The following is a 16,930-nucleotide window of genomic DNA, read 5'->3' as shown; positions in this document are numbered from 1 at the left end:
TCCGGCTCAGGTCGCATCCGCATGGCTGACCATGCCCTTGATCACCACCGCCGTTGTCGCCAGGGCCGCCGGGATCACCAGCGCTGTCAGCACCTGCTCGAAGTTCCAGCCCAGCCCCAGCAAGGTCGCGCCCATCCAGGCGCCGAGAATCGCGCCAAAGCGGCCAATTCCCAGCATCCACGACACCCCCGTGGCCCGGCCTTGAGTCGGGTAGAAACGCGCCGCCAGTGACGGCATCGCCGATTGCGCGCCGTTGACGCACATCCCGGCTACCAATACCAACGTCGCAAGCACGGTGATGCTGCCCAGGCTTTGCCCAACCGCGTAGGCAAATACCCCCGCCAGCAGATAGAAGATGCCGATGACCTTGTGCGGATTGAACCGGTCCATCGCCCAGCCAACCCCTACCGCACTCAATACCCCGCCGAACTGGAACAGCGCACCGATGAACGCCGCCTGCTCCATGCTCGCGCCACTGTCACGCATCAGCGTCGGCAACCAACTGGTCAGCAGGTACACGATCACCAGCCCCATGAAATAGGTCAGCCATAGCAGCAGCGTACCGACGCTGTAAGTGCCGGAGAAAATCACCGCGAACACGTTGCGGGCCCTGACGGTTTTTTGTTCCGGCACGCTGAAGCTCGATGCCTGCGCCACGACGGCAGGGTCAATCGGTGCCAGTGCTTTGCGCACTTTGTCGGTACCGCGATTGCGCACCACCAGATAGCGTGCCGACTCCGGCAACCAGAACAACAGCACCACCGCCAGGATCAAAGGCAAAATGCCGCCAATCAGTAACAGGCTGTGCCAGCCGAATGCCGGGATCAGCTTGGCGGATATAAAACCGCCCCCCGCCATGCCCAGGTTGAAACCGCAGAACATGCTGGTCACCAGCAGGGATTTCTTGCGCTCGGGGGTGTATTCCGACAACAGCGTGGTGGCATTCGGCATGCCCGCGCCCAGGCCCAGGCCGGTCAGGAAGCGCAACACCAGCAATTGTTCGACGTTACTGCTATAGGCCGACGCCAGGCTGAAGGCACCGAACACCAGCACCGCACCGACCAGTACGACTTTACGTCCGAAGCGATCCGCCAAGGGACCGGAGCCCAGGGCGCCGAAGACCATGCCGATCAAGGCGGCACTCATCACCGGCCCCAGGCTGGCGCGATCGATGCCCCAGTCCTGGGACAAGGCAGGCGCGATAAAGCCCATGGCCGCCGTGTCCAGGCCATCGAGAAAGACAATTAGGAAGCACAGGATCACCACTCGCCATTGATAGCGCGACAGCGGTTGGGCATTGATAAAGGACTGCACATCGAGGCAGTTACCGACAGCAGACTGAGACTGGCTCATTATGGTTATTCCACGCAAGAAACGCAGGCAGACGCAGGCCGGCAAATGCCAGCCATCGAAAAAAACGGACGGTACCGGGCTCAGTGGGCCGGGCGGCAATGGCCGGGTCGGAGAGTGCGGTGACAGGCTGGGGACATGCGCATGAGGGGGCCTCTTCATTATTATTGGGTCGCCGCCCGATGCCAGGCTTGAGTCCCATGACACCGGATGGCGCTGGCGCGACATTAATGAAGCAGGCGAAACAGCGTCAATTGAGCAAGCGCGACTCTGTGCGTTTATCGAACAGCTTAAGCAAACAACTGGGCACTCAGCTCACGGCTGGCATTCAGTAAGCCGGGGAGAAAGCGCTGCTCCAGTTCGTTGCGACTGACACGCCCGGCATGCGTGCTCACATTGAGCGCCGCCAGTACCTGGCCGGACGCATCGTAGACCGGGACGGCAATCGAACGCAGGCCCTGTTCCAGTTCCTGGTCGACAATGCACCAGCCCTGCTGGCGGACCTCTTGCAAACACTCGAGCAAGGCCTCGGGTGTATGCAGGGTACGGCTGGTCTTGGCTTGCAGGTCGGCGTGGTCGAGGTATTCGCGCAGCGATGCGTCATCCAGCGCTGCCAGCAGAATCCGCCCCATGGACGTGCAATAAGCCGGCAGGCGCCCCCCAACCGACAGGTCGACGGAAATCAGCCTCTGGGTGGTCGCCGAACGGGCAATGTACAAAATGTCATTACCTTCGAGCGTGGCCATGTTGCAAGCCTCGTGCAATTGCTCGCTCATGCGGTCCAGATAAGGCTGGGCCGAGACGGCCAATGGGGTCGAGGACAGGTAGGCATGGCCCAGGGTCAGGACCTTGGGCAGCAATGAATAGGTGCGGCCATCGGTGGTGGCATAGCCGAGCTTGATCAGCGTGTGCAGGCAACGACGCACCGCGGCGCGGGGAATTTCCGTGCGGTGGCTGATCTGCGCGATGGTCAGGTGCCGCTTGCGCTCCTGGAAAGCCTGCACCACCGCAAGGCCACGGGCCAGCGATGTCATGAAGTCCGGATCACCCGTGAACGCCTGGATCCGCTTGGCAGGCGAAGCGACGATCGGCGGCGCGACGGAAGCAAAGGAGTTACGCAATTGATCGTTCATTCAGGTCGTTCCCCAGAGTTCGTCAGCTATTACAGGCTGCCGCAGACCTTGGCACAAGCCACAGGCAGTCAACTTTGGGCGATTATCGAACCATCAGCCGATAATCGCAATCAACCCGGTACCGCTGAACGCCTGGAACACCGTGAACCAGCACCACCCTGACGAGCCGTCCCAGGTCCTTTCCAGACAAGACGGTTTCACCGTTGCACTGCGCCGACAAACCTGGCGCCAGAGTACAAACATAACCGACTTGTTAATGGCGTCAGGGAAAAAGCCCATAAAGACATTACCCACTGTTTACTCATTCAACATAAGCGCGAGTAAAAAACACTTGAGCGATCCGAGACACTTTTAACTTATTGGAGATAGTCATTCGCTGCCTGGCCGCTATAATAGCCACAGTGGTGAGCTGGTTTTCTTTCAATTAACGAAAGCCAACCACTCGGGTAACACTGGCTTGACTGCCACTACCCTTGGCAAGCGCCTGGCGCTCATTTCGAATGGGCAGACAATGCGCTCGCAGGAAACAATAAGACTGAAGCTACATCAGTGATTCTTCTCTGGTGCTGTGGCCGCCTGCAACAACGATGCTGTCAGCAGCGCGCCGTCATGACTCAAGGATCCTCGTGGACTCCGTCATGATGACGCCCGCAATCAACAGCTCCCATGCCGTGCGTTTCACCAGGGTTCATTTCAACTTGAATCAGGTATAACCGTGACGAAAGACGAACTGCGCGCGGAACTTGAGCGCCAGGAACAACGCTACAAGGAAGTTTACGGCGGGGAAGTCACCACCTACGCCGCCCAGCCCGAACCGGAACGCAAACCCTGGCGTAAACGCGCCAGCATTCGTGATCAGGCATTCACCCAGGAATTGCAAAAGATGGAACAAGAACTCAAGGCCGAAGAGCCCTAGTCTCGTCGGCTTGAGTCTTTCAGGACCTGCATCCTTTCAGCCATGAACTGAAAGGTTCCGTGTTCGATATTCGCCCTCCACAAGCAGGCGATGGCAACCTCATCCCCCCTTCGGATGAGGTGATGGGTGCTGGCTTGACCTTCCTTTCAGATATTTCATACCGCGTTTTTCGCTGCCCGCCGAAGCCGCGTGCTGTCGGCCAACTCGCGTTAGGCCCAATGAAATCAATGACTTGGAAAACCTACGGCGGCGCTAGGTCTTAAGGTCTTGTTACAAACAAAACCACTGAAGAATGTTACCGATGAGCAGCAAGTGCATTGATTACCTGTCTTTTCTGGCATAATCGCGCCCCCTTATGACCGGGTCAGAAAACCTTCATGATCGATTTATTCAGCGGACTGGATGCTTGGGTGCTTGTGAGCCTCTTGCTCGCCCTGGCCTTTGTCCTCGCCTTCGAGTTCATCAACGGCTTTCATGACACCGCTAACGCGGTTGCCACTGTTATCTACACCAAAGCCATGCCGCCCCACCTGGCGGTATTCTTTTCCGGTGTATTCAACTTTCTTGGCGTGTTGCTGGGCGGTGTCGGCGTGGCGTATGCCATCGTCCATTTGCTGCCGGTAGAACTGTTGATCAATGTGAACACCGGCCACGGGCTGGCGATGGTGTTCTCGTTGCTGGCTGCGGCCATCACCTGGAACCTGGGCACCTGGTACTTCGGTATCCCGGCTTCCAGCTCTCACACCCTGATCGGTTCGATCCTGGGCGTGGGCCTGGCGAACGCCCTGATCAACGACATTCCACTGGTTGACGGTGTTAACTGGCAGAAAGCTATCGATATCGGCGCCTCGCTGGTGGTCTCGCCAATGGCCGGTTTCGCCGTTGCCGCCCTGGTGTTGCTTGGCCTCAAGTGGTGGCGTCCCCTGTCCAAGATGCACAAGACACCGGACCAGCGCCGCAAGATTGACGACAAGAAGCACCCACCGTTCTGGAACCGTCTGGTCCTGGTGATCTCGGCGATGGCGGTGAGCTTTGTGCACGGCTCCAACGATGGCCAGAAAGGCATCGGCCTGATCATGCTGGTACTGATCGGTATCGTACCGGCGCAGTTCGTACTCAACCTGAACAGCACGACCTACCAGATCGAGCGGACTCGCGACGCCACCTTGCACCTGAACCAGTTCTACCAGCGCAATCACGAAACCCTGGGTGAGTTCCTGGCCCTGGGCAAAGGTGTGAAGGATGATCTGCCGGAGAAGTTCCGTTGCAACCCGCAACAGACCGAACCGACCATCAACGCGCTGCTGAGCACTCTCAAAGGTGTATCCGACTACCATTCGCTGCCGCAGGAAAGCCGCATCGAAGTCCGTCGCTATCTGCTCTGCCTTGACGACACGGCAAAGAAAGTCAGCAAGCTGCCTCACCTGGACGCCCGTGAAAAGGCCGACCTGGACAAGCTGCGCAAAGACCTGACCGCCACGACCGAATATGCCCCGTTCTGGGTAATCCTGGCCGTCGCCCTCGCTCTTGGCCTGGGTACCATGGTTGGCTGGAAACGCGTGGTACTGACCATCGGCGAGAAGATCGGCAAACAAGGCATGACCTACGCACAGGGCATGTCGGCACAGATCACCGCGGCGTGCATGATCGGCATGGCGAACATCTTCAGCCTGCCGGTATCGACCACCCACGTGCTGTCCTCGGGTGTAGCCGGGACCATGGTCGCGAACAAAAGCGGCCTGCAAGGCGGCACCGTTAAGACCATCCTGCTGGCCTGGGTCCTGACCCTACCGGCGACAGTGGCTCTCTCGGCCGGCCTGTTCTGGCTGGCATCGAAGGCACTGGGCAGCTGATTTACAGCCGCACAAAAAAGGCGCGCCCTCCCCGGAGGTCGCGCCTTTTTTATGGATGACGATTTGAGTAACGCATAGCAGACATGACCCCTACCCTGTGGCGAGCGAGCTTGCTCGCGCTGGGGTGCGAAGCGCCCCCGACAAGACTATTGCAGGCATTCAGACAAAACCCGGCGACCGGTTTTGGGGCTGCTGCGCAGCCCAGCGCGAGCAAGCTCGCTCGCCACAGTCTATGTGAGCAAGACTGTTCCCGCCCCCAAAAATCGCAGGCAAAAAAAAGGGCAACCGAAGTTGCCCAAAATGCCTTGCGTGCTCGTGCTTCCAGAAAGACCTAAGGCTTTTTGCGCTTATGTGCATCTTTCCAGATAAAGAAACCAAACCCGGCAAAAAACAGAACCATGAGGCCGACTGTCAGCACTCCGGCGATCACCACATTGTCGAAAAACATGACTGGCCTCCTGCGTTTGCCTCGTTGCGATGGGTCTAAGTTAACCAATCAGGCACAGGAGAAAATTGACCGGGATCAATGCCGCCCAAGACTGGGCGTAAAGGAGGGGAAATAACTGACCTGAATCAACGAATCCAGGTGGTTCAACGCTTTTTCGGTTTGTTTTTCGGCTTTTTCTTGGGCTTGCCCAAGGGCATGGCCTGCTCGAACGCCTGGCGTACTTCGTTCAGGCGTTTTTCATTGAGGTCATGCACGCGCTTGGCACGCTCGGTGTTGAGGTCGATCAGCTTGTCGTCTTGGCTCATGGCGTGGCTTACATCTTCAGGTTCAATACAGGCGTAGCGCGGCGACCATCGTCACCCTGCCCGCTCAAGGTTCGCCAATAATGCGGTCAAAAACCGACGAAGACCAGCCACCTGCAAGGCACAACAAAAAAGGTGCAGGTTTCAGACCTCGATGTCGACCCACACCCCCTGGCGTGGCGATTCGTCCATCAACGGCACCACGGGCACCGTATTGTCGGCATTCAACTCATCGCCCGGGACCGCCAGATGTGCCTGCGGGTCGTCCTCGGCTTCGCGGCGACGCTTGTCGCGCGCCTGCTGGCGACGCTGCTCTTCGCGCAACAACAGCGCCGACTCCTCGCCATCGTGCTTTTGCAAGTCGATGGTGCTTTCACTGGAACTCGCCTGCACCGGCACCACCGGCGCAATGTCCGGCTTCGGGCGGATCGGGTCCTGCTGAGAGGTGATCGGCACGGCGCTCAAGGGAAGCATCGGTGGCAGCATGTTTAGGGTCTCCTGTGGGCAAGCTGTCGGCTGTTGGGGTCACGACTTGAGCCATCGGTCGCAAACTTGTGAGCCGGTTGCCACTCTTTATGTCCATTCGCTTCGATGCGCTACCGTAAGACTAGTAGTTTTTATGAGAGTCCTTTGGCTCTGAAGGCAGTGATCCGTTAAGATAGTCGGCTTTTTCAAGGCGGGAGTCAGGCAGCATGGCGCAGCAGTATCAACCGGGGCAACGCTGGATTAGTGACAGCGAAGCCGAGCTAGGTTTAGGCACCGTTCTGGCACAGGACGGTCGCTTGCTGACCGTGCTCTACCCGGCCACTGGCGACACTCGTCAGTATGCGCTACGGAATGCGCCCCTCACCCGCGTGAGGTTTTCGCCGGGCGACACCATCACTCACTTCGAAGGCTGGAAGATGACCGTGCGCGAAGTCGACGACGTCGACGGCCTGCTGGTCTACCACGGGCTCAACGCGCAGAACGAAGCGGTGACCCTGCCTGAAACCCAACTCTCGAACTTCATCCAGTTCCGTCTGGCCAGCGACCGTCTGTTCGCCGGGCAAATCGATCCGCTGGCCTGGTTCTCGCTGCGTTACCACACCCTGGAACACACCAGCCGCCAGTTGCAATCCTCACTCTGGGGCCTGGGTGGCGTACGTGCGCAACCGATCGCCCACCAGTTGCACATTGCCCGTGAAGTCGCTGACCGTATCGCGCCACGGGTACTGCTGGCGGACGAAGTCGGCTTGGGTAAAACCATCGAAGCCGGCCTGGTAATCCATCGCCAACTGCTCTCCGGTCGCGCCAACCGCGTGCTGATCCTGGTGCCGGAAAACCTCCAGCACCAGTGGCTGGTGGAGATGCGTCGCCGTTTCAACCTGCAGGTTGCGTTGTTCGACGAAGAGCGCTTCATCGAAAGCGATGCCGGCAACCCGTTCGAAGACACCCAGCTCGCGCTGGTTGCGCTGGAGTGGCTGGTGGACGACGAGAAGGCCCAGGACGCGCTGTTCGCGGCCGGCTGGGACCTGATGGTAGTCGACGAAGCCCACCACCTGGTGTGGCACGAAGACCAGGTCAGCCCGGAGTACTCGCTGGTCGAGCAACTGGCCGAGACCATCCCCGGCGTGCTGCTGCTGACCGCCACCCCGGAACAACTGGGGCAGGACAGCCACTTCGCGCGTTTGCGCCTGCTCGATCCCAACCGTTTCCATGACCTGAACGCCTTCCGTGCCGAGAGCGAGAACTATCGCCCGGTGGCCGAAGCCGTCCAGGAGCTGATGGACCAAGGTCGCCTGTCCCCGGCCGCACATAAAACCATCCACGGTTTCCTGGGTGACGAAGGCGAAGCGCTGCTGACTGCCGTCAACGATGGCGACGCCGAGGCCAGTGCGCGCCTGGTTCGCGAACTGCTCGATCGCCATGGCACCGGCCGTGTGCTGTTCCGCAACACCCGCGCCGCCGTGCAGGGTTTCCCGGAGCGCAAGCTGCATCCGTACCCGTTGCCGTGCCCCGACGAATACCTCGAACTGCCGCTGGGCGAACATGCCGAGCTGTACCCGGAAGTCAGCTTCCAGGCCCAGCCGGATGCCAGCGAAGAAGAGCGCTGGTGGAAGTTTGATCCGCGCGTCGAGTGGCTGATCGACCAGCTGAAGATGCTCAAGCGCACCAAAGTGCTGGTGATCTGCGCCCACGCCGAAACCGCGATGGACCTGGAGGACGCCCTGCGCGTGCGTTCGGGCATCCCGGCCACCGTGTTCCACGAAGGCATGAACATCCTGGAGCGTGACCGCGCAGCCGCTTATTTTGCGGACGAAGAGTTCGGCGCCCAGGTACTGATCTGCTCGGAAATCGGCAGTGAAGGTCGCAACTTCCAGTTCTCCCACCATCTGGTGCTGTTCGACCTGCCTTCGCACCCTGACCTGCTGGAACAGCGGATCGGCCGTCTCGACCGGATCGGCCAGAAGCACGTGATCGAATTGCACGTGCCATACCTGGAAACCAGCCCGCAAGAGCGTCTGTTCCAGTGGTATCACGAAGCGCTGAACGCCTTCCTCAATACCTGCCCGACCGGCAACGCCTTGCAGCATCAGTTCGGCCCGCGCCTGCTGCCGCTGCTCGAAGAAGCCGATGACAGCGACTGGCAAGCGCTGATCGACGAGGCCCGCGCGACCCGCGAAAGCCTGGAAGCGGAATTGCACAGCGGCCGCGACCGCCTGCTGGAGCTCAACTCCGGTGGCACCGGCGAAGGCGATGCCCTGGTTGAAGCGATCCTTGAGCAGGATGATCAGTTCGCCCTGCCGATCTATATGGAAACCCTGTTCGACGCCTTCGGCATCGACAGTGAGGACCACTCGGAAAACGCCCTGATCCTCAAGCCGAGCGAGAAAATGCTCGACGCCAGCTTCCCGCTGGGTGACGACGAAGGCGTGACCATCACCTACGACCGCAACCAGGCACTGTCTCGCGAAGACATGCAGTTCATCACCTGGGAGCACCCGATGGTTCAGGGTGGCATGGACCTGGTGTTGTCCGGCTCGATGGGCAACACCGCCGTCGCGCTGATCAAGAACAAGGCACTCAAGCCCGGTACCGTGTTGCTGGAACTGCTCTACGTCAGTGAAGTGGTTGCCCCGCGCTCGCTGCAGTTGGGTCGTTACCTGCCACCGGCGGCCTTGCGCTGCCTGCTGGATACCAACGGCAACGATCTGTCGTCCCGCGTGTCCTTCGAGACCCTGAACGATCAACTCGAAAGCGTGCCTCGTGCCAGCGCCAACAAGTTCATCCAGGCCCAGCGCGACCAACTGACGCCACGGATCAACGCAGGCGAAGAGAAGATCACGCCACGTCACGCCGAACGCGTGGCCGAAGCGCAACGCCGCCTGGCTGCCGATACCGAAGAAGAACTGGCGCGCCTGACCGCGTTGCAAGCGGTCAACCCGACCGTGCGCGACAGCGAACTGGTTGCCCTGCGCCAGCAGCGCGAGCAAGGCCTGGCCATGCTCGACAAAGCCGCACTGCGACTGGAAGCGATCAGGGTGCTGGTAGCGGGTTAACCCCTCCCCCGCCCCGCCAAACGAAAGGCCCGCAGCGATGCGGGCCTTTTTTTGTCTGCTTGTTTATTGTGATGTTGCTGATGCCCTCTGCACGGGCTGGTGAACTTGCCCGCTAAGGCGATCAGGCAATCGCGGCTGAACCCTCAGGCTCAACCACCGCCCCCAGTCCTTCTTTCATCCGCTTGGCATCGCGTACAAAGCAACGCGCCGCCAGGACCAGAAACACCATCGTCAGCAACAACGCCACCGGGATCAGGTACATCGCATCGTGCAGGCCGACGGCCTTGAATGCTTCGCTCATCTGCCCGGCCCCAATCCGCCGCCCAACAGGTACAGCCCGGCAAAGAACAAGGCCATCGCCGTCGCACGCAGACGCGGCTCGACCACATCCTGAATCGCCGTGTAGACGCAGGTATAGAAGTTGTACGCAAACAACCAGCCAAGGCTGAACACGGCCACGAACACACCGATTTCAATACGCCCGGCATGCAGCGCCCAGGCCGTGCACAGCGTCGAGATGACCAGGCTGAAGGCGGCAAACAGTAACCGGCCATTGGCCACTCGCTGGTGAATCCTGTCGGCCACCCAGCCGCCCAGGGTCAAGCCGAACAACCCGGTAACGCCCACAATCATCCCCGTGGCCACTGCCGCATCCTGCAATGGCAACTGGAAGTAGCGTTGCAGCATTGGCACCAGAAACGAGTTACAGGCATAGGTGGCAAAGTTGAAACACAAGCCCGCCATCACCAACCAGAGAAAGGTCGGAATCGCCAGCACCCGACGAATCGGCCGATCCACAGGTTCCTGGGATACGTGCACGGTTTCCGCGGCACCGCGCTTGGGCTCCTTGATGAAGAACATGAACACCGCGAGCATCAGGCCCGGCACCGCCGCGATGAAAAATGGCGCGCGCCAGCTGTCGAACGCCTTGACCATCCAGCCGATGGTAAAGAACGCCAGCAACAGCCCCAATGGCAGCCCAAGCATGAAGATGCCCATGGCCCGTGCCCGCCGGTGCGCCGGGAACAGGTCGCCGATCAATGAGTTGGCAGCCGGCGCGTAACTGGCCTCACCAATGCCGACTCCCATGCGCACAATCAGGAAACTCCAGAAACTTCCCACCAGGCCGTTAACCGCCGTCAGCCCACTCCACACCGCCAGCCCCCAGCCCATCAGCTTGCTACGCGAGCCGGTATCGGCCATTCGCCCCAAGGGCAGACCGGCAATGGCATAGACGATAGTGAATGCGGTACCGATGATCCCCAGCTGAAAGTCGCTCAAGTGCCATTCCATGCGGATCGGCTCGATGATAATGGACGGAATGGTGCGATCGAAAAAGTTGAACAGATTGGCAAGGAACAGCAGGAACAGAATGCGCCAGGCATTCGCCGCTTGGGTCGAGTTCTGCATGGGTCCGTCTCGTTTATTGTTATAGGGGCTTCATTGCCGGCAGCATTCGAGCCCGGAACCTGCAATCTAGTCAGCTGCAAGATACCTGTCTGTCATTATTCGCCTGGCTGATACCCACTCATCGCGCCCGGCCTGGCGCATGAATCAATTTATGTCCAATCGCTCTAAAACCCATTACAAAATCATTTGGGCCAATGTGCCACTATCGCTTGCGCACCGTGCATGACCTCTATACTCCATGCATTCGCCAGCGTTCATGGCGCAGGCAGGATGACTCAGAGACGGGATGTGCTATGGAGTGGCTTGGCTTGCATTTCATGACCGAACTGCCAGAGAGCAGTGCACAGGTTGTACTCAACAGTGGTCATAACACGGTTCTGGTGCTGCTGGCCTATCTGGTTGCCTGCGCTGCCTGCTTTGCCACGCTGGACATGGCCGAACGCGTTGGCCATGCCGAAACCCCGGCCTCTCGACGACGCTGGCGCTGGGTCGGTACTTCCTGCCTGGCGGGCGGAATCTGGGCGATGCATTTCATCGCCATGCTGGCGTTTCACCCCCCCATCGACTTCCACTACGAGCTGTCGATCACCCTGATGTCCCTGCTGATTGCCTTTCTTGCCGCCTTCCTGGCCATGGATACCCTCAGTGATCTCCAGCTACATCCCTGGCAGTACATGAAGGCCTCCATCGGCATCGGCCTGGGTATCTGCGCCATGCATTACGTGGGCATGGCCGCCATGCGCTCCGATGCCCAGATGTACTACCAGCCAATGCTGTTCGCGTTGTCGATCGCGATCGCCATCGTGACCAGTGCCGTCGTCTTGCTGCTTTCCCACTGCCTGCGCAACGGCAACGGCGTATTCCATCAATTGCTCAAATACACCACCAGCCTGTTGCTGGGCGCAGGCATGGTCAGCATACACTTCACCGGCATGTGGTCCATGAGCCTGGTGCTGCCCGCTGGCTCACCAACGCTGCAATCGGTGAACAACGACCACATGCAACTTGGGCTGACCATTGCCGTCATTGCCCTGCTGGTGATCGGCAGCAGCATCAGCGCGGCCTTGGCCGACAAAAAGCTGCAACACAAAGAACACGACCTGCGCCGGGTCAATGCATTGCTCGGCCAGTTGGATCAGGCGCGCGTGTCGCTGCAGCAGGTGGCGCACTACGATGCCCTGACCAACCTGATCAACCGTCGCGGCTTCAATCAGATCTTCGCCGAAAAACTCATCGAGAAAAGCGCCCATGGCGGCATGCTGGCGATCATGTTTCTGGATATCGATCACTTCAAGCGCATCAACGACAGCCTGGGCCATGATGCCGGCGACGAGTTGCTGAAAGTCATCGCCGGCCACATCAAGGCTTCGACCCGTAGCCACGAAGACGTGGTGGCGCGGTTTGGCGGCGATGAGTTCTGTATTCTCATCAACCTGCACGATCGCGAGGAAGCGCGGCACATGGCCCAGCGCATCATGCAAAAAATGAAGGACCCCATCGAGCTGGCTGGCCGACACATGGTCATGACCACCAGTATTGGCATCAGCCTGTTTCCTGAAGACGGCAAGACCTGCGAAGAGCTCCTGAAAAACGCCGACCTGGCGCTCTACCAATCCAAAGGCAACGGCCGCAATGGCCTGCACTTTTTCAGCAGCAACCTGAAAACCAGGGCCACGATGGAATTGCAGCTTGAAGAAGAACTGCGCAATGCACTGCACGATGACAGCGGGCTAGTGCTGCATTACCAGCCTATCTTCGACCTGAAAGCCGGCCGGGTGACCAAGCTCGAAGCGCTGATTCGCTGGCAGCATCCGGTGCACGGCCTACTGGCTCCGGATCGCTTCATTGCCATTGCCGAAGCCAACGGCCTGATCGCCGAGCTCGATAACTGGGTGCTGCGCAAGGCGTGCGAGGATCTCGGCGATCTGTTGCGCAATGGCCACGAAACAATGAACATCGCAGTCAATTGCTCGCCACTGAGCCTGGGGCGCGAAGAACTCGCCAACGAAATCAACAGCGCATTACGCTCAGCCGGCGTGGCCCCCCAACGCCTGGAGCTGGAAGTCACCGAAAATGCACTGATGGGCAATATCGCCAACACCCAGGCGCTGATGCGGCAGATTCGGGCGCTGGGGGTTTCACTGTCAATCGACGATTTTGGCACCGGCTACTCGTCCCTCGCCTATCTCAAGCGCTTGCCGTTGAACACCCTGAAAATCGACCGTTCGTTCATCCAGGACACCCCCTGCTCCACCCAGGACATGGAGATCATCCACGCCATTATCGTCATGGCCCATACCCTGCAGTTAACCGTGGTCACCGAAGGCGTCGAGACGCTGGAGCAGTACCAGTTCCTCGAGCGCTTCGGCTGCGATTTCGTCCAGGGCTACCTGCTCAGCCACCCGGTGCCGTTGGCCCAACTGCAACCGGTCCTGAACGAAATCAACCGGCGAAAACAGGCTCACAGCCTCAACCCTTTGAGCCTGGCTCGCGATACAGATGAATCAATGTCGCAGGATCTTTTTCCAGATAGCCCTGACCTCCATGCAAGCGCATCAACTGGGCGGCCAGTCCACTGATCGGTGTCGCCGAACCCTGCTCGCGGGAAAACTTTACCGCGCCATCCAGATCCTTGAGCAGGGTTCGCACGTGCCACTTGATCGGCTCAAAACGGCTTTCAGCCATTTGCGGAGCCAGAATCTGCAAAGGCCTGGAGTCGGCAAACCCACCACTCAAGGCTTCAGCCAACAGGCTCGCATCCACGCCTGAACGCTCGGCCAGCGCCACCACCTCGGCAATTACCAAGGCATTGCAGGCCACGATCATCTGATTACAGGCCTTGGTCACCTGCCCCGCGCCGACGGGTCCCATGTGCGTCACCCGCTGGCCAAGGTTCTGCAACACCGGGCGAATCCGCTCAACGTCCGCCGACTCACCACCGACCATGATTGCCAGGCTTCCTGCTTCGGCACCTGCGACGCCACCGGACACTGGCGCATCCAGCCAGCCCATAGCCGTGCGACTGGCCAGCTGTTCAGCCATTTCCCGGGTGGCAGTGGGTTCCAGGCTGGAAAAGTCCACCAACAGCTGGCCCGGTTTCGCACCACTGGCCACACCTGCGATGCCGAAGACCACGTCACGCACCACGTCGGTGTTGGCCAGGCACAACATCACCAGATCCGCGTGCTGACACAACTCGGCTGGCGTCGAGACTTGCCGTGCCCCGGCCTCGACCAAAGGCGCGCACTTCTCGGGATTGCGGTTCCACACGGTCAGCGGATAACCCGCCGCCAACAAGCGCCGACACATCGGCAAGCCCATCAGACCGATTCCAGCGAACGCCAGCGAAGGTAACAGTGCCATCAAATTGCCTCTGTTCGATTAAAGATCACCGAATAGTGGCCGATTCAACAAGGCTTAGGAAAGTATTCCCCTAGCGAGGCTCAGGTTAGCCCCCTATCGCTGGAGAGACCGCCGCGCCGTAATGTCGCGAACGCCTCTGGGCAATAGCCAGAGACATCTCACCTCCGAACCCATCAGTCCAGGCACATGGCGCACAATGACTTCTAAAAACAATCCTGCCCCCGCGGTATCCGAACTGACGCTCACCGCCGCCATGGACAGACCCTCAGGCATGAAGCCATTGACCAGCTCGCGCCCGCTTGCGACTCAGCAGTACCTGTATTTCACCGAAACCAACACCGACCGCATCCTCGATAACCTCGACGGCCTGCGCAACATGGTGTTCCCGCAGCCGCCACACCTGGAAGGCGATGCCGAGCAGCACCAACAGGAGTTTCCTTCGGTGTGCCTGATCGGCCTGGGACGTTGCGGCTCGAACATTGCGCTGGACGTGGCAGAGTTGGTGTACAACGCCCGCAAGTTCTACCTCAACGAGTTCAACAACGAAGACAAGTCCTACGCCGACAAGGGCTACAGCCCTGCGCAGTGGATCCGTACCAACTTGCGACTGGGGGCAGGCAAGGCGTCCAAGCCGGTGTTCCTGGTCGAACCCCTGGTCATGCTGGGGGACCTGGACAAGGACATCGCCGGACGCATCCGTTTTTCACGCAAGGGCGAAAAAAGCGGGTTCCTGCGCGATTACAGCAAAATGAAAATCATGGACCTTTCCGAAGTCCATGCCGGTGGTGCCGGTAATGCGCCGATCCTCGGCCAGTACCTGGCCAAGATCATCCTGAACAAGGATACCCAGCGTTTCTCCAGCCCTGACTGGAAGATGATCCATTCGTACCTGATCGACAGTTGCGGCATCAAGGCCAACCAGTCGCGCCTGTACTTCTCGATCTTCAGCGCCGGTGGCGGTACCGGTTCGGGCATGGCCTCGGAATTCGGCCTGGCCCAACAGCACTCGTACATGAACAAGACGTTCGACACCAAGCCGATGGACGAGCACGACAGCAAGAGCGGCCATTCCTTTGTTTTCGAGCCGATCTTCACCAGCGGTATTTGCGTACTGCCGAACATTTCCGATCACCGCAGCGAAATGTCGGAAGCCCTGCATATCAACGCCGGCCGCCTGCTGTGCAAGTACCTGTCGGAAGAGTGGGATTTCTCCTACAACTTCGCCAACGAAGACAGCAGCGAAGCCAGCGTCATGGGGCGCATCCGCCCATGGAACGCCATGATGCTGATCTCCAATGACATCATGCGTTACGCCGAGGAGAACGATGACGGCAACATCCAGAACATTGATGTCAATGCCATGGAGAAGCACGCCAACCAGTACATCTCCCAGCAGATTTTCAACATTCTGACGGCTCAGGCAGTCACCACGGACTACGACCAGAACTACTTCCGCCGGGCCGGCATCGACATTGGCGAAACCATTCGCCTGGACGCCAACGATCTGTTCATGAGTCTGGCCGGCCCCGTGGCCATTGCCTACGCGGAATCCGTGGTGCCGGAACAACCGGCGCCGAGCAGCGACAAATTCAAGGTGTTCGACAAAGAGCCGCAGCGCTTGAACATCGACGACCTGTTCTTCCGCTCCATCGACCTGCCGCACTTCAACAAGGTCACCCAGGCGATCGAGGGCATCAGCCTGTTGCCGATCGAATCCAAGCGCTATCGCGCCGCGTTGGAGCAATACAAGAACTCGGGGTACGACGCTGCTGCCCTGCACGACCTGCACTTCTTCAAGAACTGCTCCTCGGTGGTGTCGATCGTCTCCTTGCCCAAGGACTACAAACTGTCCTACATGGACCTGAACCGGTTGAAGACCCACCTCAACAGCCTCTTCCCCAACACCACGCTCAAGCGTTATGCGCTGGTAATCGGGGCCTCGGCCAACCTGTCGTTGACCACCCTGATCGCCAAGAGCCCGTGTCTGTCGGACGATTTCCTGACCCTGATCGTGGCCTTCATCAAGCGGTGTTTTGCCCGCAACCCGTATCGTTTCGACGACACCCTGGACAACTCGATCCTGGACTTCATCATCCATGAGGACTTCGATGAAGCCATGATCGACGACTTGCTCAACGAATTCGAAAATCCGGCGAAGATCCTCGACACCAACTGGTATGCGATCAAACCGATGTATGAGAAGAAGTACCGCGAGCTGATCAACGACAAGGACAAGTTCGTCTCGATCAACGACATCCGCCTGTCTCGCGATTGCGTGAAAAAGGCCATCAAGTACCTGCGCGAAATCTACCGTCACCGCATCGGCAAGACCAAGGTAATTTCGCTGAACAACCACACCGGCAAAACCTGCTGAGACAGGCTCGGTACCGAGTCGCCCCCTTCCTCTGCCCGCGAAGGGGACCTGGCACTCACCCCGTGACCAACGCCTTCCCTCACACCAGAAACAATTAAGCAGCCGTTAGCTGCTTACTAAACTGTTCCCGTTACGTTTACGTCACCGTGATGCTGGCCCCTCTGTGGTCTTTCTCTACGGCACCGTGCTATCACGCTACTCGGCTACACACTTTTTTCAGCGCCCACCGGGCACCAATAGCG

General features: G+C 59.3%; 11 protein-coding genes and 1 pseudogene. 5 read left to right on the top strand and 7 right to left on the bottom strand.

Features of this window, described 5'->3' with window-relative positions:
• Positions 1-6: 6 nt before the first annotated feature.
• Positions 7-1,353 (bottom strand): MFS transporter, encoded by a 1,347-nt coding sequence (locus CKW07_RS20760; RefSeq protein ID WP_095146816.1) that lies wholly within the window; start codon positions 1,351-1,353, stop codon positions 7-9.
• 287 nt (positions 1,354-1,640) lie between these two features.
• A complete protein-coding gene (pcaR, locus tag CKW07_RS20755; RefSeq protein ID WP_095082720.1) occupies positions 1,641-2,483 on the bottom strand; it encodes a pca regulon transcriptional regulator PcaR in 843 nt (280 codons plus the stop codon).
• A gap of 715 nt (positions 2,484-3,198) precedes the next feature.
• Between pcaR and CKW07_RS20745 the strand changes: the two genes are divergently transcribed.
• Both CKW07_RS20745 and CKW07_RS20740 read left to right on the top strand, forming a co-directional pair.
• A complete protein-coding gene (locus tag CKW07_RS20745; protein WP_095082718.1) occupies positions 3,199-3,399 on the top strand; it encodes a hypothetical protein in 201 nt (66 codons plus the stop codon).
• A gap of 377 nt (positions 3,400-3,776) precedes the next feature.
• On the top strand, positions 3,777-5,252 hold the full coding sequence (locus tag CKW07_RS20740) for an inorganic phosphate transporter (RefSeq protein WP_095146814.1): 1,476 nt from the start codon (positions 3,777-3,779) through the stop codon (positions 5,250-5,252).
• 331 nt (positions 5,253-5,583) lie between these two features.
• Here CKW07_RS20740 and ccoM read toward each other — a convergent pair whose 3' ends face one another.
• The 3 genes from ccoM to CKW07_RS20730 all read right to left on the bottom strand — a co-directional run bounded on the left by ccoM (position 5,584) and on the right by CKW07_RS20730 (position 6,488).
• Positions 5,584-5,700, bottom strand: a complete 117-nt coding sequence (gene ccoM, locus CKW07_RS25860; protein WP_007926603.1) for a cytochrome c oxidase subunit CcoM — start codon at positions 5,698-5,700, stop codon at positions 5,584-5,586.
• A gap of 143 nt (positions 5,701-5,843) precedes the next feature.
• Positions 5,844-6,005, bottom strand: coding sequence for a hypothetical protein (locus CKW07_RS25490; RefSeq protein WP_007959203.1), 162 nt, complete (start codon positions 6,003-6,005; stop codon positions 5,844-5,846).
• 141 nt (positions 6,006-6,146) lie between these two features.
• Positions 6,147-6,488 carry an aspartate-semialdehyde dehydrogenase gene (locus CKW07_RS20730; protein ID WP_095146813.1) on the bottom strand — a complete coding sequence of 114 codons (342 nt, stop codon included), beginning with the start codon at positions 6,486-6,488 and terminating at the stop codon, positions 6,147-6,149.
• A 206-nt stretch (positions 6,489-6,694) separates the two neighbouring features.
• On the opposite strand from CKW07_RS20730, the gene rapA reads away from it, so the two are divergent.
• The gene (gene rapA, locus CKW07_RS20725; protein ID WP_095146812.1) at positions 6,695-9,541 is read left to right on the top strand and encodes an RNA polymerase-associated protein RapA; all 2,847 of its coding nucleotides are present in this window, start codon (positions 6,695-6,697) and stop codon (positions 9,539-9,541) included.
• Positions 9,542-9,662: 121 nt separating this feature from the next.
• Here the strand turns inward: rapA and CKW07_RS20720 are convergent.
• Positions 9,663-10,951: pseudogene (locus CKW07_RS20720) on the bottom strand (spinster family MFS transporter).
• A 293-nt stretch (positions 10,952-11,244) separates the two neighbouring features.
• Here CKW07_RS20720 and CKW07_RS20715 point away from each other — a divergent pair.
• On the top strand, positions 11,245-13,530 hold the full coding sequence (locus CKW07_RS20715) for a bifunctional diguanylate cyclase/phosphodiesterase (protein ID WP_095146811.1): 2,286 nt from the start codon (positions 11,245-11,247) through the stop codon (positions 13,528-13,530).
• Here CKW07_RS20715 and CKW07_RS20710 read toward each other — a convergent pair.
• On the bottom strand, positions 13,421-14,317 hold the full coding sequence (locus CKW07_RS20710; protein ID WP_095146810.1) for an NAD(P)-dependent oxidoreductase: 897 nt from the start codon (positions 14,315-14,317) through the stop codon (positions 13,421-13,423). The genes CKW07_RS20715 and CKW07_RS20710 overlap by 110 nt on opposite strands.
• 193 nt (positions 14,318-14,510) lie before the next feature.
• Between CKW07_RS20710 and CKW07_RS20705 the strand changes: the two genes are divergently transcribed.
• Complete coding sequence (locus CKW07_RS20705; RefSeq protein WP_095146809.1) at positions 14,511-16,688, top strand: hypothetical protein; 2,178 nt, start codon at positions 14,511-14,513, stop codon at positions 16,686-16,688.
• Positions 16,689-16,930: the final 242 nt, after the last annotated feature.

It is taken from the genome of Pseudomonas sp. Irchel s3b6 (assembly GCF_900187415.1).
In the GTDB taxonomy this organism is placed as follows: Bacteria; Pseudomonadota; Gammaproteobacteria; order Pseudomonadales; family Pseudomonadaceae; genus Aquipseudomonas.
This window is presented reverse-complemented; position numbering and strand designations above follow the sequence as displayed.